Source organism: Gemmatimonadales bacterium, from assembly GCA_036265815.1.
Taxonomy (GTDB): domain Bacteria; phylum Gemmatimonadota; class Gemmatimonadetes; order Gemmatimonadales; family GWC2-71-9; genus CAVVWJ01.
Map to the genome: position 1 here is coordinate 101503 of DATAOI010000027.1, position 18721 is coordinate 120223.

Annotated in this window: 18 protein-coding genes; 12 read left to right on the top strand and 6 right to left on the bottom strand. The window is 68.5% G+C overall.

What is annotated here, in order from left to right; translation table 11 throughout:
- Positions 1 to 25: 25 nt before the first annotated feature.
- From VHR41_05330 to VHR41_05340, 3 genes are read right to left on the bottom strand one after another with little or no spacing between them, the layout of a single operon-like run.
- The gene (locus tag VHR41_05330; GenBank protein ID HEX3233595.1) at positions 26 to 2071 is read right to left on the bottom strand and encodes a prolyl oligopeptidase family serine peptidase; all 2046 of its coding nucleotides are present in this window, start codon (positions 2069 to 2071) and stop codon (positions 26 to 28) included.
- Positions 2064 to 3143 carry an ATP-dependent 6-phosphofructokinase gene (locus VHR41_05335; GenBank protein HEX3233596.1) on the bottom strand — a complete coding sequence of 360 codons (1080 nt, stop codon included), beginning with the start codon at positions 3141 to 3143 and terminating at the stop codon, positions 2064 to 2066. Before VHR41_05335 ends, VHR41_05330 begins: the two co-directional genes overlap by 8 nt.
- Position 3144: 1 nt before the next feature.
- On the bottom strand, positions 3145 to 3372 hold the full coding sequence (locus tag VHR41_05340; protein HEX3233597.1) for a SelT/SelW/SelH family (seleno)protein: 228 nt from the start codon (positions 3370 to 3372) through the stop codon (positions 3145 to 3147).
- A gap of 135 nt (positions 3373 to 3507) precedes the next feature.
- Here VHR41_05340 and VHR41_05345 point away from each other — a divergent pair, with 135 nt between their 5' ends.
- The 8 genes from VHR41_05345 to VHR41_05380 all read left to right on the top strand — a co-directional run bounded on the left by VHR41_05345 (position 3508) and on the right by VHR41_05380 (position 12077).
- Entirely contained in the window at positions 3508 to 5094 is a 1587-nt protein-coding gene (locus VHR41_05345) for an OmpA family protein (GenBank protein HEX3233598.1), read from the top strand.
- A gap of 71 nt (positions 5095 to 5165) precedes the next feature.
- Positions 5166 to 6377, top strand: a complete 1212-nt coding sequence (locus VHR41_05350; GenBank protein ID HEX3233599.1) for a putative glycoside hydrolase — start codon at positions 5166 to 5168, stop codon at positions 6375 to 6377.
- A gap of 186 nt (positions 6378 to 6563) precedes the next feature.
- Positions 6564 to 6950: a c-type cytochrome gene (locus VHR41_05355; protein HEX3233600.1), complete on the top strand. Its 387-nt coding sequence runs from the start codon at positions 6564 to 6566 to the stop codon at positions 6948 to 6950.
- A 123-nt stretch (positions 6951 to 7073) separates the two neighbouring features.
- Positions 7074 to 9182, top strand: a complete 2109-nt coding sequence (locus VHR41_05360; GenBank protein ID HEX3233601.1) for a thioredoxin domain-containing protein — start codon at positions 7074 to 7076, stop codon at positions 9180 to 9182.
- Positions 9183 to 9231: 49 nt separating this feature from the next.
- The gene (locus VHR41_05365; GenBank protein HEX3233602.1) at positions 9232 to 9681 is read left to right on the top strand and encodes a peptidylprolyl isomerase; all 450 of its coding nucleotides are present in this window, start codon (positions 9232 to 9234) and stop codon (positions 9679 to 9681) included.
- A gap of 139 nt (positions 9682 to 9820) precedes the next feature.
- Complete coding sequence (locus VHR41_05370) at positions 9821 to 10081, top strand: hypothetical protein (protein ID HEX3233603.1); 261 nt, start codon at positions 9821 to 9823, stop codon at positions 10079 to 10081.
- A 17-nt stretch (positions 10082 to 10098) separates the two neighbouring features.
- A complete protein-coding gene (locus VHR41_05375; GenBank protein HEX3233604.1) occupies positions 10099 to 10680 on the top strand; it encodes an HD domain-containing protein in 582 nt (193 codons plus the stop codon).
- Entirely contained in the window at positions 10677 to 12077 is a 1401-nt protein-coding gene (locus VHR41_05380) for a phospholipase D-like domain-containing protein (protein HEX3233605.1), read from the top strand. The genes VHR41_05375 and VHR41_05380 overlap by 4 nt, the downstream gene beginning before the upstream one ends.
- Before the next feature lie 39 nt (positions 12078 to 12116).
- Here VHR41_05380 and VHR41_05385 read toward each other — a convergent pair whose 3' ends face one another.
- From VHR41_05385 to VHR41_05395, 3 genes are read right to left on the bottom strand one after another with little or no spacing between them, the layout of a single operon-like run.
- Entirely contained in the window at positions 12117 to 12533 is a 417-nt protein-coding gene (locus VHR41_05385; protein ID HEX3233606.1) for a hypothetical protein, read from the bottom strand.
- On the bottom strand, positions 12530 to 12937 hold the full coding sequence (locus VHR41_05390; protein ID HEX3233607.1) for a hypothetical protein: 408 nt from the start codon (positions 12935 to 12937) through the stop codon (positions 12530 to 12532). Before VHR41_05390 ends, VHR41_05385 begins: the two co-directional genes overlap by 4 nt.
- A complete protein-coding gene (locus tag VHR41_05395) occupies positions 12934 to 13536 on the bottom strand; it encodes a sigma-70 family RNA polymerase sigma factor (GenBank protein HEX3233608.1) in 603 nt (200 codons plus the stop codon). The genes VHR41_05390 and VHR41_05395 overlap by 4 nt, the downstream gene beginning before the upstream one ends.
- 448 nt (positions 13537 to 13984) lie before the next feature.
- Here VHR41_05395 and VHR41_05400 point away from each other — a divergent pair, with 448 nt between their 5' ends.
- Genes VHR41_05400 through VHR41_05415 form a run of 4 tightly spaced genes read left to right on the top strand, consistent with a single transcriptional unit; the run spans position 13985 to position 18700 of the window.
- Positions 13985 to 15286, top strand: coding sequence for a TolC family protein (locus VHR41_05400; protein ID HEX3233609.1), 1302 nt, complete (start codon positions 13985 to 13987; stop codon positions 15284 to 15286).
- Positions 15283 to 16035 (top strand): ABC transporter ATP-binding protein, encoded by a 753-nt coding sequence (locus VHR41_05405; GenBank protein ID HEX3233610.1) that lies wholly within the window; start codon positions 15283 to 15285, stop codon positions 16033 to 16035. Before VHR41_05400 ends, VHR41_05405 begins: the two co-directional genes overlap by 4 nt.
- Positions 16032 to 17483, top strand: a complete 1452-nt coding sequence (locus VHR41_05410; GenBank protein ID HEX3233611.1) for an efflux RND transporter periplasmic adaptor subunit — start codon at positions 16032 to 16034, stop codon at positions 17481 to 17483. Before VHR41_05405 ends, VHR41_05410 begins: the two co-directional genes overlap by 4 nt.
- A 2-nt stretch (positions 17484 to 17485) precedes the next feature.
- Positions 17486 to 18700, top strand: coding sequence for an ABC transporter permease (locus VHR41_05415; protein ID HEX3233612.1), 1215 nt, complete (start codon positions 17486 to 17488; stop codon positions 18698 to 18700).
- Positions 18701 to 18721 lie beyond the last annotated feature (21 nt).

An 18721-nucleotide genomic window follows, 5' to 3' on the forward strand; every position in this document is an offset into this window, starting at 1 on the left:
GCATGCTCCTCGATTGGTGGACCCCTTAAACCTCCACCCCCAGCTCCGAAAACACAAACGCCCAGGTGTCGGTCACCTCGTCCAGCACCTTGGACAAAGGCTTGCCCGCCCCGTGACCGGCCCGGGACTCCAGTCGCAGGAGCACGGGGTGTCGCGAGGCAGTGGCCGCCTGCAGCCGGGCCGCCATCTTGCGGGCGTGCATCGGGTCCACCCGGCTGTCGCTTTCGGCGGTGGCGAGCAGCACGGCGGGGTAGTTGGTCCCGTCCTGGACGTGGTGGTATGGCGAGTAGGCCCGCAGCCAGGCGTACTGCTCCGGATCATCCGCGGAGCCGTATTCCGGAATCCACAGCCGGGCGATCAGGAACCGATGGTACCGGAGCATGTCGAGCAGCGGGACCTGCACCACGATCGCCCGGAACAGCTCGGGACGCTGGGTGAGCACCGCGCCCATCAGCAGTCCGCCGTTGGACCCGCCCGCGGCGGCCAGCCGGGCCGGACTGGTGTAGCGCTCCGCGATCAGCCACTCCGCCGCCGCGATGAAGTCGTCGAAGCTGTTCTGCTTCTTGCCGAGCATGCCCCCCTGATGCCACGCCTCACCATACTCGCCTCCGCCGCGGATGTTGGGAATGGCCACGATCCCGCCGCGCTCGAGCCAGAGGAGCAGCGAGCGGGAGAACGCCGGTGTCATGCTGATGTTGAATCCGCCGTAGCCGCTCAGGTACACCGGGTTGTTCCCGTCTCGCACCACGCCCGTCCGGTGCACCAGGAACATGGTCACCTGGGTGCCGTCCCTGGAGGTGACGCTCACCTGGCGGACCTCGAACCGCTCGGGATCGACCTCGGCCTCCACTCGCCGCCAGAGCGTCTGTGCCCCGGTGTCGAGGTCGATGCGGTAGATGCTCGGCGGTATGGTGTAGGACGAGTAGCCGTAAAAGATCTCCCGGCCGTCCCACTCCGCGCCGATGCCGAAGAGGCTGCCGAGCGCAGGGAGCGCCACCTCGCTCACGATGCGACCCTCGAGATCGGCCAGGCGGAGTCGCGAGGAGGCCCGCTCCAGATAGCTCAACGCCAGCCGGTCACCTGCCACTCGCATCCCGTCGAGCACGGCGTCCGCGCGCGGGGCCACCAGCTCGCGCCAGTGCGCCCGCTCGGCGCGCCCAGGGTCCACGACATAGAGCCGGTAGGTCGGGGCGTCGAGATTGGTGCGCAGGAACAGCCGCCCGTGGGCCACCTGGCCTTCGAAAGAGGCCGGAAGATCCTCGACCACCGGTCGCAGGGGTCCGCCGCTGACCCGATCGCGGAGGTAGAGGTCCGTCTGATCGAACGTCCGCGCCACCCCGATCACCAGCCAGCGGCCGTCCGGCGAGAGGCTGACTCCCGGCCAGTACTCCTTTTGCGCGGGACGGAACTCGAGAGGGTCGGCGGCGAAATCGGATCCGAGTCGATGAAAGAACACCGAGCGGTGATAGGGCTCCTCACCCTCCGGCACCTCGCCCGGCGCGGGGTAGCGGGTATAGTAGAACCCGCTGCTGTCCGGCAGCCACGCGAGGTCCGCGGCCCGGGTGCGCGGGATCCGCTCGGGGAGGGTCTCGCCGGTGTCCACATCGAGCAGATGGAGGACGCTCTGCTCGCTGCCGTTCTGGGAGAGTCCGTACGCCAGCAGGCGCCCGTCGTCGCTGGGATAGTACCAGTCGAGGGCCGTGGTGCCGGCCGCATCATGCGCGTTGGGGTCGACCGCCACCCGATCGGCGCCGTTCACCCCGTCACGCACGTAGAGCACCGGCTGGTTCTGGCGGCCATCGCGCCGCTGATAGAAGTAGCGCCCGCGGGCCGGGGTAGGAACGCTGATCGCCCCGATGGCGAGCAAGGCATCCAGCCGTTCGCGGATCCGCACCCGGCCGGGGAAGCCGGCGAGGTAGCGCTCGGTGAGCGCGTTCTGCCGCTCGGTCCAGGCCACCACCTCGGGCGCCTCGCTGTCCTCCAGCCAGCGGTAGGGGTCCGCGAGCGCTTCACCGTGCAGCACGTCCGTCTGGTCCTGCCTGCGCGTCTCGGGGTAGCGGAGCTCAGTCACCCAGGCTGATCCCCATCTCCCGCGCGGTCCGCACCGTGTCGCTGTCCAACGGCACGTTCTTGGCGCGGCCTACCACATTCTCCAGCGCGATCCGGGTGATGTCCGGCCCGTTGAGACCGACCATGATGCCGAAGGCCCCATCGGCGATCGCCCGGACCGCGGCGGCGCCGAACCGCAGCGCCAGCAGCCGATCGTACGTGGTGGGGGAGCCACCTCGCTGCAGGTGCCCCAGCACCAGCGTCCGGGTTTCCTTCCCGGTGTGATGCTCGATGGTGCGGGCAACCTTGCCGGCGATCCCGCCGAGCCGGTCCACCGTCCCCACCCCCCGCCGCTCGACCAGCTCCACCGTGCCGTCCTTCGGTCGCGCGCCCTCGGCGACCACCACGATGCTGAAGTGCCGGCCCGCTGCCTCGCGGCTGCGGATCTTTTCGCAGACCTTCTCGATGTCGAAGGGGATCTCGGGAAGCAGGATGACGTCCGCACTGCCCGACAGACCGCTGTAGAGCGCGATCCAGCCCGCATAGCGGCCCATCAGCTCGACCACCATCACTCGATCGTGGCTCTCCGCGGTGGAGTGCAGCTTGTCGATGGCTTCGGTGGCGGTGCTGACGGCGGTATCGAACCCGAAGGTGCGCTGGGTCCCGCTCACGTCGTTGTCGATCGTCTTGGGGACACAGACCACCGGGAGCCCCTTGCGCCAGAGGTCGTGCGAGATCTGCAGGCTGCCATCCCCGCCGATCGAGACCAGCGCGTCGAAGCCGCTCGCCTGGAAGGCCCCTACTAGATCCTCCGAGCGATCCACCTCGTGCTCCTGCCCGTCGTCGATCCGGGTGATGTAGCGGAATGGATTGCCTCGGTTGCTGGTGCCGAGAATGGTGCCGCCGAGATGGGTCAGCCCGCGCACCTCGGCGGGGCCAAGCGGGACCACGCCGGTGAAAGAAAGCAGGCCCTCGTAGCCTCGCTGAATGCCGTAGCACTGCCATCCCCGGTAGTGCGCCGACAGTACGACCGCCCGAATGACCGCATTGAGTCCGGGGGCATCGCCGCCGCCGGTGGAGATCGCAATGCGCATGTCAGCGGGAGCGGCCGATCAGGGCCATGATCTCTCCCGGTTCCGCATGGCGGCGGAGTGCCTTCTTGGAAAAGATGAGATCGTCGTCCACCGTGACCTCGAACACGCCGCCGGAGGACTGGATCAGGCGGATGTCGGCATCGGGAAAACGCTCTTTCAGCTCAGCCATCAGACCGACGGCTCGCGGCTGATAGTTTCAGACGACGCAGAACTCGATCGTGACCTGCATCTCGGTTCCTCCAAGGGGAGCGCAGCGGAAGCCGCCGCGAATCGTAGCGGTCCCGTGGGCCGCTGCCAAGGGGACGGGGGGGCCGGTGACGCGGCGCCTTGTCAGGCCTGATTCGATACCGTATCTATATGATCCATGCGAACCTACCCACTCCCCGTGGGGAGCGTGACGACCGGGCTCCGAATTCTCCTGTGCCTGGCCTTGCTCTTCCCGTGCGGCACTCCCGCGGCCGCCCAGCAGCGAAAGTATTTCGTCGAGCTCGGCGCCGCCGGCGGCTACCAGTCCTTTGGCGATCCCACCGATCTGGGAGGGGCCCCGGGTGGTGTCGGACGACTCGGCCTCTGGCTGCCGCTCAACTTTTCGGCGGAGGTGGAAGGCGGCTTCGCGTCGCCCCACACCAAGGCGGCCGATGTGGGGGTGAGCGTCAAGAACTTCACCGCGTCCCTGCTCTACAACGTCCTCATCGGGTCATCCAGCTCGGTCTATCTCAAGCTGGGCGGCGGCACCACCAGGTATGGTAGCGACTGCCCGGGAGTGTCGAGTGGCCCCCTCGAGCCTCCCTGCGGCGGCAGTGGAGCCCTGGCGGCCGGTGTGGGCTTCCGGGCCGCGCTGACGCCGGCGCTCCTGATCCGCACCGAGGGACTCCTCACCCGTAACAAGAGCGACTCGATCGGCAATCTGCCGCCGATCAGCTTCTCCAACGTGGGCATCAATCTCGGGCTCAGCTACATGCTGGGGAGCAAGCCGGTGCCCGACAGCGATGGAGACGGGATTCTCAATAATCGGGATCGGTGCCCGGATACACCCGCCGGGGCCCAGGTGGACGGTCGCGGCTGCCCCAGCGACTCCGATAGCGACGGCGTGCCCGACGGGGTCGACCGCTGCGCCAACACCGTGGCCGGCGCATCGGTGGACGCGAGCGGCTGCACCCACGATACCGACGGCGACAACATCCCCGACGGCCTCGACCGCTGTCCGGCAACGCCGGCCGGCGTGCTGGTCGATCCTCGCGGCTGTCCCAAGGACAGTGACGGAGATGCCATCCCCGACGGGCTGGATCGCTGCTCCGATACTCCCCGCGGGGCTACAGTAGATGCGCTGGGCTGCCCGGGGGACGAGGACGGCGACGGCGTCCTCGACGGGCTCGATCAGTGCCCCAGGTCGCCGGCCGGAGCCGCGGTGAATACCGCCGGTTGCGCCCCGAACCAGGCGCCCGCCAAGGCGGCCCCGCCGAACCCATCCGCCGCACCCGCTCCGGCCCCTTCGCCACCGGCCCGTGCGGCTGCCCCGGCGCAGGGCCAACCTCAGGCCCAGCCGCCACGACAGGCCCAGCCGAGGGCAGGGCCGAGCCGAGGTGCCGGCGGCGCGATCCTCGCCGGCGTGTTGCCCGGTGTGGGCTTCGATCCGGGCACCGCGCGGTTGCAGCCGGGCTCGTATCAGGCGCTCGACTCGGTGGCCACCTTGCTTCTGGCCGACAAGTCGGTCCGCATCGAGATCGGGGCCCACACCGACAGCAGGTCGGGGTCGCCGGCCGAGGCCCTGCGGCTCACCTCGCTCCAGGCCGAGGCGGTGCGGGATTACCTGGTGGTCAAGGGAGTTCCCTATCAACAGATGCTGGCGAGAGGATACGGTGCCAGCGTACCACTGACTCCGGACACCACGCCGCGCGGCCTCGCGGCCAACCGCCGAGTGGAGATCAAGCAGGTTCCTCCAGGCCCCTGATTTGCGTGGCGGATGCGGACAGGCGCCCAGGTGGGCGCCTAAGTCCGTTTCCCCACAACGATTTGGGTCCGATGATCCGTCCAGTCGCGTGCGCCATTCTCGCGATCACCCTGCACATTGCATCGCTTTCCGCGCAGCAGCCTGGCTGGGGCGACGAGCTCCCGCCGGCGCCGCCCGCACCCGACTCCCTGTTTGCCGTTCCGACGGTCGAGATTCCGAGCTACTGGCCCGCGCCACCACTCACCCGCCCGCCCACGGCCATCCACGCCGTCTACGTGAATGCGTGGGCGTTCGGCGGGAAGCGTTTCTACGATCTGGTGCGCCTGGCGGACCGGACCGAGGTCAACGCCTTCGTGGTGGACGTCAAGGACGACACCGGGTACCTCACCTACCGCTCCGAGGTTCCCACCGCGATCGAGATCGGGGCCAATACCCAGCGGCGCGCCCGGGACATCCAGGAGCGCCTCCGGGTCATGCAGGAGCACGGGATCTATCCCATCGCCCGGATCGTGGTGGCCAAAGACCCGCTCCTCGCGGCCAAGAAGCCGGAGTGGTCGGTCAAGCACGTCAACGGAGGGCTCTGGCGCGACCGGCTCGACTTTGCCTGGGTCGATGCCTTCAACGACTCGGTCTGGGTCTACGCATCCCAGCTGGCGGCGGAAGCGGTCCGGCTTGGCTTTGCCGAGGTCCAGTACGATTACGTCCGCTTCCCGGATGAGCCGGAGAGCCGGCTGGCGCAGGCCCTCTTTCCCGGCCGGCATCCGGGCGAGACCAAGCGGGAGGGCGTGACTCGAAATCTCCGGCTGCTGCGCGACCGCACCCGCTCGCTCGGCGTGCCCTTCACCATCGACGTGTTCGGCCTCACCACCAGCGCGCCGACCGACATGGGAATCGGTCAGATGTGGGAAGACCTGGTCACCACGGCCGACGTGGTGCTTCCGATGGTCTACCCCAGCCACTACTTCGGGGGCTACTACAGCATCAAACATCCGAACAGCGAGCCGTACCTGGTGATTCGCCGGGCCATGCAGGACGCGCTCAAGCGCTCCCGGCCCCTGGGGAAGACGGCGGAGATCCGTCCGTACCTGCAGGCCTTCACGCTAGGACAGCCGCACTACACGCCGGCCCACGTGCGGGAACAGATCCGGGCGGCGGAGGAGCTGGGGATCTCCTCGTGGGTGCTGTGGAATCCTCGCAGCGCTTATGATGCGGCGATCTTCCGATCGGCCCCGTTGCGCCTCGGCGCAGAGGCCACCATCCCTCCAGCGGAGGGGACGAACTGAGGTCGGGCCGTCCCTTTCGACCGTCGCACACTGCTCGCTAAGCGCAATCCAGCCAACACCTTCGCTCTCCTAATCAGGTCCGGTCCGCCGTTTGCTCTGCCGCCGCCTTGACCCGCCTCTCGCGGGCCTTATTCTCCAGGAAGAACCTTCGATCGGCGCCGTCGCCCCCTGCTAGAGGAGCCATAGATGGACATTCGGACTCGCCTCGGTCTGCTGCTCGCGTCTCTGGTGGCGCTGAGCGCCCCTCCCGCTGTCGCGCAGGCTCCGGCCGGCGTGACACCCGCCATGATCACGCAGGGCGACAGCATCTTCCACGGCAAGGGAAACTGTTACGCCTGCCACGGCGCGAACGCGGAGGGCACGGTCGGGCCCAACCTCACCGATGCCGAGTGGCTCCACAGCGACGGCTCCTACGATGCAATCGTGAAGCAGGTCACGACCGGGGTTCCCAAGGAGCAGTCCAAGAGCGGCATCGTGATGCCGCCGCGAGGTGGCTCGACCATCACTGATGACGAGGTGAAGGCGGTCGCGGCATATGTCTACTCGTTGAGCCACAAAAAGACTGGAACCTGACCGTCATCGACGGTGCGGTCCGCACGTCAAGGGCGCACTCACCTGCGCCCTTTTCCTTTCCGGCCGGCCGTTTCCGGCCGGGCGTCACCGACGTGTCCCGGACGAGCGGGATAGCTTTCCGGCATGACCAGCAACCGTCTGGCTGAATCTGCCTCAGCCTATCTCAAGTCCGCCGCCCATCAGCCGATTCAATGGTACCCCTGGGGAGAGGAGGCGTTCTCCACGGCAGCCAATGCGGACCGGCCGGTGCTGCTCGACATCGGAGCGGTCTGGTGCCACTGGTGTCACGTCATGGATGGCGAGTCGTACGAGGACCCCGCGCTGGCCGAGTTCCTGAACCAGAACTTCGTCTGTGTCAAGGTCGATCGGGACGAGCGGCCCGATGTGGATGCGCGGTATCAGCGCGCCGTCCAGGCGCTCACTCGGCAGGGCGGCTGGCCATTGACGGCCTTCCTCACGCCGTCCGGTGAGGTGTTTTACGGAGGCACCTACTTTCCGCCAGACGGGAAGTACGGCCGCCCCGGGTTCCGCGCGGTCCTCCAGAGCGTGCTCGAGGCGTACCGGAACCGCCGGCACCAGGTGCAGGCGCAGGCAGATGCGATCCGCCGGGCCCTCGATGCCGACCTCGACGAAGGAGCCCCGGGAGACCCCTCATCCCAGGTGCTCGACCAGGCCGTCGAGCAGATGGGGAAGGTGTTCGATCCGGTGCACGGTGGATTCGGGCGCGAGCCCAAGTTTCCCCATCCGGGAGCGGTGACGCTGCTGCTGCATCGCTGGAGCGACCATCCGACCGAGCCGGAGCGCACCATGATCGACCGCACCCTCCGGGGAATGGCGCGAGGCGGGGTGTACGACCAGCTAGGTGGAGGGTTCCACCGCTACAGCGTGGATGCCGAGTGGATCGTGCCCCACTTCGAGAAGATGGCGTACGACAACTCCGAGCTGCTCAAGGTCTACCTCGACGCGTATGCGCTCTTCGGGACCGAGGAGTACGCCGAAACCGCGCGAGGCATCGTACGCTGGGTCCGTGAAGTGGCCTCGAGTCCCGCCGGCGGATACGCTGCCAGCCAGGACGCCGACGTCGGCCTGGAAGACGACGGCGACTACTTCACCTGGACCCGCGACGAGGCGGCCGCCGTGCTCGAGCCGGACGAGCTGGAAGTTGCGGCAGCCTACTACGACATCGGCACAGCCGGAGAGATGCAGCACGATCCGGCGAAGAACGTCCTCTTCGTAGCCAGCACCGTCGGCGCGCTCGCCGTTCGGATACGGCGAGGCGAAGCCGAAGTCGGCGGACTGCTCCGGTCGGCCGGGGACAAGCTTCGGGCGGCGCGGGAGCGCCGGCCCGCGCCGTTCGTCGATCACACCCGTTATACCAGCTGGAACGCGATGATGGCCTCGGCGATGCTGCGGGCCAACGCCGTGCTGGGTGACGAGTGGGCTCGGCGTCACGCCCTGGCTACCCTCAAGCTCATCCGGCGGGAAGCCGCGGTCGTGATGCCCGAGGACGGAGCGGGCCCCGATGCACTGACCCATACGCCCGGGGGTGTCAGTGGGTTGCTTGATGATCAGGTACAGACAGCGGCGGCGGCGCTCGATGCCTACGAGATCACCGGCGACGCTCCCTGGCTCAACTGGGCCGAGCGGCTCATGGACCGGGTCTGGACCGACTATTGGGACCTGGAGGGCGGCGGTTTCTTCGACACGGCGCGAGGCCGAGGAACCGAGCCCGGCCTCTTGCCCGCTCGAGCGAAGCCGGTCCAGGACACGCCGACGCCTTCGCCCAACGGCGTGGCAGGCATCGTATGCGCCCGGCTATTCGAGATTACCACCGCGCCACGATGGCGCGAGCGGGGAGAGGCGTTGGTTCGGGCGTTCGCCGGACGCGCCGCGGAGCTGGGACTGCATGCGGCGGCCTACCTCCTGGCGGTCGACTGGCAGCTCCATCCGGTGACCCATCTGGTGATCGTCGGCGAGCGGGACGACCCCACCGCCGCCCGGATGCACCGCGAGGCACTCGCGGGGTTTCTCCCCCGTCGAATCGTCCAGTGGATCATCCCGGCGGACGCGACGAGCCGGACGCTTCCGGCGGCGCTCGCGGGAATGGTGAGCTCGGCGAAGTCCCCGCGGGCCTATGGCTGCACGGGCATGACCTGCGGCCCACCGGCGGAAGACCTCGACGCCTGGCAAGCCGTGCTCCGGGCGCTCCGTCCGACGGCGGCGCGGGACTGAGCTCTCCGGGTATTAGATTTCGGCACACCTTCAGGAATACGAGGATTCCGTGGCCAAGACCGCAACGATCGAGACCAGCAAGGGCACCATCGTCGCCGATCTCTTCGACGCCGAGACACCCGACACCGTGGCCAACTTCGAGAAGCTCGCCAACAGCGAGTTCTACGACGGCACCCGGTTTCACCGGGTGATCCCCAACTTCATGATCCAGGGTGGTGACCCCTACTCCAAAGATCCCAACAATCCTCGCGTCGGCACCGGCGGTCCGGGCTACAAGATCAAGTGTGAGACGCACCTGAACACCCACAAGCACGTGGCCGGCACGCTCGCCATGGCCCATGCCGGCAAGGATACCGGTGGCAGCCAGTTCTTCATCTGCCATTCTCCGCAGCCCCACCTGGATCGGGTGCACACCGTGTTCGGCCAGGTTCGCCAAGGCATGGACGTCGTCAACAGCATCAAGCAGAACGACGTGATCACCTCGATCCGGGTCGTCTGACCTGCACCTCGACTTCGCCATCGTCGCCGACTATGCCCTCATCGATCAGCAGGGCAAGCTCAGCGTCCTGGGCATCTTTCAGCACGTCTGGCTGACCAACTTCCCGTCGGTCTGCCCCCGCACTCATCTGGTCCTTCGGGTGCGGGGGCGGCGGACCGAGATCGGAATCCACACCATCCGGATCCGCTTCGTGGACGAGGCCGGGACGGAGCTGCTGGGGGGCGAGGGCACGGTGCAGTTCGGCGAGCCGCCGGCCGGTGTGGTGGATGTCGAGGCCGGAGCCGTGCTGGTCTTCGACGTGCCCCTGCCACGGCCGGGACCGTACGCCTTCGAGATCACGCTCGACGACGAGATCGCCAGCCGGGTTCCGCTCACCGCCGGATACGCTCAGCAGTCCTGACGGCCTTCGGAGTCTTCATGTCCCTCGATCGTGAACGCGCCCTCGCCCTCATGTACGAGTACACCGCCTCCGACGCGCTGCGGAAGCACATGTACGCGGTCGAGATCGCCATGCGGGCAATGGCGGAGCGCGCGGGAGAGGACCCCGAGGCGTGGGGTCTCGTTGGACTGCTCCACGACTACGACTACGAGCGCTTCCCCAACGCGGCGCACTCGGCCACGGAGGAGCACCCTGCAGAAGGGGTGCGGCGGCTGGCCGCGATGGGGCTCCCGGAGCCGATGCAGCGCGCCATCTTGGGACACGCCAACTACACCGGTGTCGCCCGCGATACGCCCCTGGCGCGGGCGCTCTTCGCGGTGGACGAGCTGTGCGGCTTCCTGGTCGCCTGCGCGCTGGTGCGCCCGTCCCGCAGCCTGCAGGACCTGGAGGTCTCCAGTGTCAAGAAGAAGCTCAAGGACAAGGCGTTCGCCCGGGGCGTGAGCCGGGAGGACGTGCTGCAGGGCGCCGCCGAGCTGGGGGTGCCGCTGGACGAGCACATCGGCTTCGTGCTCGCCGCGCTCCGTCCGCAGGAGCGCTCGCTCGGACTTGGAGGCGCATGACCGGAGGCGCGGCCGGGAGCCCGGAGCAATCGGTCGCGTGCGCAATCAATCGGGCGGCCGGCGGCCGTCCCGTGCCCGGCAACGACGTGCGGCTTCTGATCGATGGCCCCGATGCCTACGAGGCCATGCTGGACGTCATCCGCGGGGCCACTCGCTGGGTCCACTTCGAGAACTACATCATCCGGAGCGACGCCGCCGGCTGGCGCTTCGCGGAGCTCCTCGCCACACGCGCCCGCGAAGGCATCCACGTGCGCGTGCTCTATGACGGGCTGGGATCGATCGGCACCTCCCGCAAGTATTGGCGCTCGCTGCGCCAGGCCGGCGTCGAGGTCCGGGCGTTCCGGCCCCTGCAGGCCATCGACCTGGTCCCCAACCTCTCGCGCAACCATCGGAAGCTGGTCGTCGCCGATGGCGCCCGGTCGGTGATCGGCGGCCTCTGCATCGGGTGCGAATGGACCGGGGAGGAGGTCGCTGGAGGGAAACCCTGGCGGGACACGGCGGTCGAGATCGCCGGGCCGGCCTCCGCGGTGTTGGATCAGGCGTTCGCGGTCACCTGGCAGGTGGCCGGCGGCCGCCTGCCCGACGAGGACGTGGCCGGGCGGGTGGCACCGCAGGGCGACGCGGAGGTTCGGGTCATCGGCGGCGAGCCGGGCCGGGAGCGGGCGTACCGGGTGATCGAGCTGCTCGCCGCCGGCAGCATCAATCGGCTGTGGATCACCGATGCGTACCTGGTGGCGCCTCCGCGGCTCTTTCAGGCGCTGCGCGACGCCGCCCGTGACGGGGTAGACGTACGGCTGCTGGTTCCGGGCTCCAGCGACCTGCCGTTCATCCGGAATCTTTCCCGGATCGGATACCGGGACCTGTTGCGGAACGGGGTCCGGATCTACGAGTGGGACGGCCCGATGCTGCACGCCAAGGCCATCGTCGCCGATGGCCGATGGAGCCGGATCGGCTCGAGCAACCTGAATCCGTCGAGCCTGCTGGGCAACTGGGAGCTGGATGTGCTCATCGAGCACCCCGAGCTGGCCGACGCCATGGAGCGCCAGTTCCGACTGGATATCGCCAGAAGCCGGGAGGTCACCCGCCGGCCGGTCCGGGGTCCGAGCCGCATCAGCTCGGCGCTGCCTACCGTGCTCCGCAGGGAAGACCCGGAGGTGCTGCCGTCCAGCTACCGACGGAGCACGCGTGAGCGACGGCGGCACGCCGCCTTGACCGTGCGAACGCTCATCGGGAACGCCCGCCGGTCTGTCTTCCTGCCACTGACCGTCCTGTTCGTCTCGCTCGGCGTGTTGTTCTTCGCGTTACCCACGATTACGGCGTACGTCTTCGGTGTGCTCTGCGGCTGGCTGGCCCTGGGCGCCTCGCGCGAGGCATTCCGCCGGCGGGCGGACCGCTAGCCGCCCCTCCCCGGACCGCAATCGCGGCCCAAAGGGTCCTCACCGGCCTTGCAGGTGCCCCCGCCGGCTCTCGAATCGCCGGGTGATCTTGGCGAACTCCTCCTGCTGCGACGGGGTGAGCACCACCTGGATCTCACTGCGGGTCCGGGCCGCGATCGAATCGAAGCGCGGGCGCGTCTGGCTCATGAGCGACCGGATGTCGGCCTCGCGCCGGGTGAGGACGCTGTCGATCCGCACGTGCTGTTCCGGTGTCAACTTGAGCTCGCGGTCGAGCCGCTTGAGCATCCAGTCTTTCACGCCCGGCGGCGGCGCCGGGGGACCACCCACCGCGAACCCAGGGGGCCCGTGCCGCCAGAGCCACCCGTGATGCAGGAAGAAGCCGGCGACGACTCCGGCGAAAAATACTAGCACGATGACGATGCCAGCGATCAGCCGGGATTTTCGAGGCTCGCTCATTGGACTCCCCACGAGGTGAACTCGTCATTGCCGTCGCCCTGCACCAGCGATGTCAGGACGGCATCGTCCGGATACGCAGCGACCACCTGGGCGAGGGCCACCGACTCGGGTGCGGCATCGGCGAGCGCGAGATCCGATCCAGCCGCTTCGGCCCGCCAAAGCAGCGCTCCGGCGGCGAGCGCCGCCACCCCGGCGGCGACGGCCGCCCGGCGCCACTGTACCACCACATCCCACCATTCCCGGGGCGCGGCTGCGCCGTGAACGCCGCGGAGGATTGCAGCATGCATCCGCTCCCAATCCACGTCCGCGCCCGGCGCGGGACGGTCCGCCGCGCGCAGTAACCGCTCGAGTGCGGCATCACGGGGTGGGTCCTGATCGAATGACCAGCGCGAGGGATCGTTCATCCTGGCGTCTCCTGCAGGTGGGCGAGCATGCCGCGAAGCGCCTGGCGTGCCTGGTGGAGGTACCAGCGGACGGTTCCGGGCGAGATGCCGAGCATGTCGGCGATCTCCGCGCCGGAGAAGCCGTCCAGCTCGAAGAACTGAACCACCATGCGCTGGCGCTCGGGCAAGCGCGCGAGCGCCGCCGCCACTTCCGCCCGCAGGCCGGATCGCTCGGCCTCCAGCGCCGGGCTGGGAGTGCCGCTGGCCAGGGGCGCGATCTCCAGCGACTCGGTCCGCCGCCGGGCGCGCGATTTCCGGAGGTTGAGCCCTCGTGTCACCACGATCCGGTAGAGCCACGGTCCGAACCGTCGGGAGGTATCGAACGTGTGGATGTTTGCGAGCGCGGCGAGAAAGGCCTCCTGCACGACGTCCTCGGCATCCTCCCTGTGGCCCACGATACGAAACGCGATGGTGAACGCGGACCGCATGTAGCGCCGGACCAGCAGATCGAACGGCTCGGTCTCACCCGACTGGACCCGGACCAGTGCAGCAGTCTCTTCCGCGTCGGGCGGGGGTGGAGGGGACGGCGCGGGAATGGTTGCCGCCTCGCCTGCGCTCACCACGAGCCGGAGACCCGGAGCCCCTGCCGGGAGGCGGCTGGCGGCCGGGCCAGAGCTAAGAGTCGGCTCCAGAGCGAGTGTGGAATCGTGCGTACCCTTCCCTCACTGTCATGACTGGGGTTGCCACGGTCGGCCGGCCCCGGTGCCGCCGCCGATGGATTCGTGTCAGTATACAGGACACCTCCCGATTTCGTTGGCCCCCGCCCCCTGCCCACCCGCGCCTATACAAACATTGCCGGCCCCCTCGCTGTAGCCATGGTCGAGTGCAGGAGCCCACGGTGTTCGGGGCGGCACCCCAGCGCAGTGGCCAGGCGCCCCCCGTGACTGGTCGGGGTCCCGACACCGTTCTCCGGCCCCCGTCCGCCGCGACGGTCCCAGCCGGACACGAATCCTGTGGTTCAATGATTTCTGGGCTATCTTCCGGGACCCCAGGAGATTGCACCTTGGCATGAGAGCTTCCTTCGTCCTCCCGTTGGCCCTCTCCGTCGTGTCCGCCTCCCGGCTGGTATCCCAGCAGCGGGAGGTCACGCTCGCAGAAGCGATCCGTCTGGCCGAACGGGTCCAGCCGGACATTGTCCAGGCCCAGGCCGACGTGCGAACCGCCGGGGCGGAGCGACGGAACGCCTGGGGCGCCTTTCTCCCTTCTCTGACCGCCAGCTCGTCGGCGAGCGACTTCTTCTCGGAAGGCGCCTCCCGCATCGACCCGATCACCGGATTGCTCACCAGCGGGAACAGCACCAACCGAAGCATCAACACCTCGTTGTCGGCCAGCCTGGACCTCTTCACCGGCTTCCGGCGCGGGGCGGAAATGCGCGCGGCCCGGGCCGGCCAGACCCAGGCGGACGTCTCTCTGGTGGATGCCCGGTTTCAGCAGGCGTTGACCACCACTAACCAGTTCCTGGACGCGCTGGCCGGGGCCCAACTGGTGGGCGTACGCGAGGCGAGCGTGCGGCGAGCGGAGGAGCAGCTCAAGGTCTCGGTCGCCAAGCTGCATGCCGGATCGGCCACCCGGTCCGACTCGCTCCGTTCGCTGGTGAACCTGGGCACCTCGCGGCTCAACCTGATCCAGTCCCAGATCGACCTGGCCACCGCCGAGGCCAACCTGGCACGTCTCATCGGGCAGGTCGGCCGAATCCGCGCGGCCGACGACTCTGCGTTCTACCGGGTCCTGCCCGCCGTCGACACGCAGGAGATCCGGGTGGAGGCAGACTCGAAGTCGCCCCGGGTGCAGAGCGCGCTGGCCGGCGCGGGGGTGGCGCGGGCCAATCTCAGCGCCTCCCGGTCGGCCTACTGGCCCAGCCTGACGCTGGCGGCCAACACCGGATGGAACGGGAACCGGGCCAACGACTATACCTTGCTCAACCAGCGACAGATCAGTCTGGCGCTGAGCTGGCGGCTGTTCGACCGCTTCGACCGCGAGCTGACCATCGCCCAGCGCGAGGCGAGTCTGGAGGTGGCCGAGGCCACGGCGGCCGACGAGCGCCGGGCGGTCGAGGCCGAGCTGACCGCCCGCCTGGCCGAGCTGGACGCGGCACGGAGCAAGATCGAGATCACCCAGACCAGCGTGGCTGCGGCCACCGAAGATCTGCGGGTGCAGCAGGAGCGCTACCGGGTGGGAGCGTCGACCATCGTGGATGTGCTCACCTCGCAGGAAGCCCTCAACCAGGCGGAGGTCGACGTGGTGAATGCGCGGTTCGACTACCTTCGCTCCAAGGCGCAGCTGGAAGCGCTGATCGGACGGACCCTGTGACCGGTGCTCTGACCGACACCGCCGAGCGGATGGCGATGCTGCCCACCGACGTCCCGCGTGACGCGGTGATCGTGACCCGCAATCTGCAGCGGGACTACGATATCGGCGGCGAGGTGGTGCGCGCGCTCCGGGGCGTGGACCTCACCATCCGGCAGAACGAGTTCGTGGCCATCATGGGTCCGTCGGGGTCGGGGAAGTCGACCCTGATGAATCTCATCGGCTGTCTCGACAGCCCTACCGCCGGCGAGTACTGGCTCAACGGCCACCGGGTCTCCGAGCTGGAGGACGACGAGCTGGCGCGAATCCGGAATCGGGAGATCGGCTTCGTCTTCCAGACGTTCAACCTGCTGCCCCGGGCGTCCGCGCTGCACAATGTCGAGCTCCCCCTGGTGTACGCCGGACTGGGCAGCCGGGAACGGCGGGAGCTGGCCTCGGAGGCGCTCACCAGGGTCGGGCTGGCGGACCGGATGCAGCACCGGCCCAACGAGCTCTCGGGCGGGCAGCGGCAACGGGTCGCCATCGCTCGCGCACTGGTCAACAAGCCCAGCATTCTCCTCGCGGATGAGCCCACCGGGAACCTCGACAGCGGCACCAGTGAGGAGATCATGGGATTGTTCGAGGGTCTGTTCCGGGAAGGCCAGACGATCCTGCTGGTGACGCACGAGCTGGACATCGCCGCGCACGCACGTCGGCAGGTGCACCTCAAGGACGGTCACGTGGAGCGGGACTTCCCGGCGGAGGCCAGATGAGATCGAGAGCGATCGCGGCCGCCGTGGTGCTGGCGGCAGCCTCCGCGGGCTGCCGGAAGGCGGCTCCGCCCTCGCCGTACCTGGCCGTGGCGGTCGAGCCGCGCGACATCGTGGTCTCCGCCCAGGCCGCGGGCACCATTCAGCCGGACACGACCGTCGAGGTGAAGTCCAAAGCCTCAGGGGAGATTCTCGCGCTCCTGGCCGAGACGGGGCAGATCGTGAAGCGGGGTGCGCCGCTGGTCAGGATCGACCCTCGCAACGCCCGGAACGCGCTGGCGCAGGCGCAGGCGGACCTCGACGTGGCCAAGGCCAAGCTGGAGAACGCCACCAGCCAGAAGCGCCGGTCGGACGAGCTGTTCAAGTCGCAGTCGATCACCCAGCAGGAGCAGGAGCAGGCCCAGCTGGATTACGCCAACGCCAAGTCCGAGGTGGTGCGCGCGCAGGTGGCGGTGGACAACGCGAAAATCCAGCTCGAGGACACCGACGTCCGCGCGGCCATCACCGGGACGATCATCGAGAAGGATGTGGAGCGCGGGCAGGTGATCGCCTCCGCCGTCACCAATGTCAGCGGCGGCACCACCCTGCTCAAGATGGCGGACCTCAACCTGGTCCAGGTCCGGACCCTGGTGGACGAGACCGACATCGGAAAGATCCAGGTGGGCCAGGCCGCCACCGTGACGGTGGATGCTTATCCCAACCGCCCGTTCGACGGCACCGTGCTCAAGATCGAGCCACAGGCTCAGACGGAGCAGAACGTCACCGTGTTTCCGGTCCTGATCCGGATCAACAATCGGGAGGGGCTGCTCCGGCCCGGCATGAATACGGAGGTCGAGATCCACGTCGGTCGCAGGGACAGCGTGCTGGCCGTGCCCAACGCCGCGCTTCGCACCCAGCGCGACGTCGGATCGGCGGCGCAGGTCCTGGGACTCTCGCCCCAGACGGTGCAACAGGAGTTGGCAGCCACCGCCCCTGGCTCCGGAAACGGGGCCGGTGCCCGGACCACCGATGGCGGGCCGCGGCGCGACTCCCTGCTGGCGCGCGGCGACTCAACCGGCGCCCGGCCGGCGCTGGCCGCTCGTTCCGATTCCGGCCGGGAACGGATGGGCGCGGCATGGCGCCAGGATCGGGCTGGCGGACGACAGCGGCAGGGCAGCTACGGCACTGGCACCGGCGGGCGCTACGTCGTGTTCGTGAGGCGCAACGGACAGCCGAAGCCGGTCTGGATCCGCACCGGCCTCACCGATCTCGACTACAGCGAGGTGACCCAGGGCCTCAGCCGCGGTGACTCGGTGTACGTGCTGCCGAGCGCCAGCCTGGTCCAGTCGCAGCAGGATATGAAGCAACGCTTCAACCAGGTCACCGGTGGTGGCGGTGTGCCGGGCATGCGGCAGCAGACCTCCGCACCGGCAGGCGGCGGCTCCCAGACAACCGCTCCAGCGCCGCGGTAAGCATGCTCTTCGGCGAGACCCTCGCGGTCGCGTTTCAGTCGATCCGGGCCAATGCGCTCCGATCGATCCTCACCATGCTCGGCATGATCATCGGTGTCGGCGCGGTGATCACTATGGTCGCCCTGGGGACCGGGGCACAGAAGGCGGTGGAAGAGCGGATCGCCGCGCTCGGGGCCAACGTACTCACCGTCTTCGCCGGTCAGGGCCGGAGCGGCGCGATCATGATGACCGACCGCACCATCCTGAGCACCGACGACTACCAGGCCCTGCTGCAAGACGCCACCCTGCTGGCGGCGGTGGAACCGGAGATGCAGCAGGCCCTTCAGGTGGTCTACGGCAACCAGAACCGCAATCTCCAGGTCACCGGGACGACTCCGAACTACATCCAGGTCCGCAACTACACCGTCCCCTACGGACGGATGTTCACCGCCGGAGACGATGCCAGCCGGCAACGCTACGCGGTGCTGGGCTCCTCGGTGCCGGAGATGCTCGGCGGCAATCCGACGGCGATGATCCACCAGACTATCCTGATCCGGGGCATTCCCTTCGAGATCATCGGGGTGCTGAGCTCCAAGGGTGCGGCCGGCGGCTTCACCAATCCCGACGAGCAGATCCTGATTCCACTGCAGACCGCCCAGTACCGGGTCTTCGGCACCAAACGGCTCCGCTCCATAGGAGTCCAGGTGAAGGACGGCGTCCCTATCGAGCAGGGCATGGTCGACCTGGAGCGGGTGCTGCGGCGGGAACATCACATCCGTCCCGGTGGCGAGAACGACTTCACCATCCGCAACCAGCAGGACGTGCTGCAGACTCAGCAGCAGGCAACCCAGGTGTTCACCACCCTCCTGGCGAGCATCGCGGCGGTGAGCCTGATCGTCGGTGGGATCGGGATCATGAACATCATGCTGGTCTCGGTGACCGAGCGCACCCGGGAGATCGGGGTGCGCAAGGCGCTCGGCGCCACCCGGAACAACATCCTGCTCCAGTTTCTCATCGAGGCGCTCACCCTCTGCGTGCTCGGCGGCCTCATCGGGGTGCTGCTGGGCGCGGGAACCACCGTGGTGCTCGCCCGGGTGATGAAGTGGAACACACTGATCTCAGGCAGCGCGGTGGTCATCGCCTTCGGATTCAGCGCCCTGGTGGGTCTCTTCTTCGGGATCTGGCCCGCCCGGCGCGCCGCCAAGCTGGACCCCATCACGGCACTCCGCTACGAATAGCCCGGCAACCGGCGGGTCGAC

What these genes read in the sequence shown, in the direction of transcription:
- VHR41_05335 (HEX3233596.1), bottom strand. Translation starts at nt 3,143, where the DNA reads ATGCGCATTGCGATCTCCACCGGCGGCGGCGATGCCCCCGGACTCAAT.
- VHR41_05345 (HEX3233598.1), top strand. Translation starts at nt 3,508, where the DNA reads ATGCGAACCTACCCACTCCCCGTGGGGAGCGTGACGACCGGGCTCCGA.
- VHR41_05350 (HEX3233599.1), top strand. Translation starts at nt 5,166, where the DNA reads ATGATCCGTCCAGTCGCGTGCGCCATTCTCGCGATCACCCTGCACATT.
- VHR41_05355 (HEX3233600.1), top strand. Translation starts at nt 6,564, where the DNA reads ATGGACATTCGGACTCGCCTCGGTCTGCTGCTCGCGTCTCTGGTGGCG.
- VHR41_05360 (HEX3233601.1), top strand. Translation starts at nt 7,074, where the DNA reads ATGACCAGCAACCGTCTGGCTGAATCTGCCTCAGCCTATCTCAAGTCC.
- VHR41_05375 (HEX3233604.1), top strand. Translation starts at nt 10,099, where the DNA reads ATGTCCCTCGATCGTGAACGCGCCCTCGCCCTCATGTACGAGTACACC.
- VHR41_05380 (HEX3233605.1), top strand. Translation starts at nt 10,677, where the DNA reads ATGACCGGAGGCGCGGCCGGGAGCCCGGAGCAATCGGTCGCGTGCGCA.
- VHR41_05385 (HEX3233606.1), bottom strand. Translation starts at nt 12,533, where the DNA reads ATGAGCGAGCCTCGAAAATCCCGGCTGATCGCTGGCATCGTCATCGTG.
- VHR41_05390 (HEX3233607.1), bottom strand. Translation starts at nt 12,937, where the DNA reads ATGAACGATCCCTCGCGCTGGTCATTCGATCAGGACCCACCCCGTGAT.
- VHR41_05400 (HEX3233609.1), top strand. Translation starts at nt 13,985, where the DNA reads ATGAGAGCTTCCTTCGTCCTCCCGTTGGCCCTCTCCGTCGTGTCCGCC.
- VHR41_05410 (HEX3233611.1), top strand. Translation starts at nt 16,032, where the DNA reads ATGAGATCGAGAGCGATCGCGGCCGCCGTGGTGCTGGCGGCAGCCTCC.
- VHR41_05415 (HEX3233612.1), top strand. Translation starts at nt 17,486, where the DNA reads ATGCTCTTCGGCGAGACCCTCGCGGTCGCGTTTCAGTCGATCCGGGCC.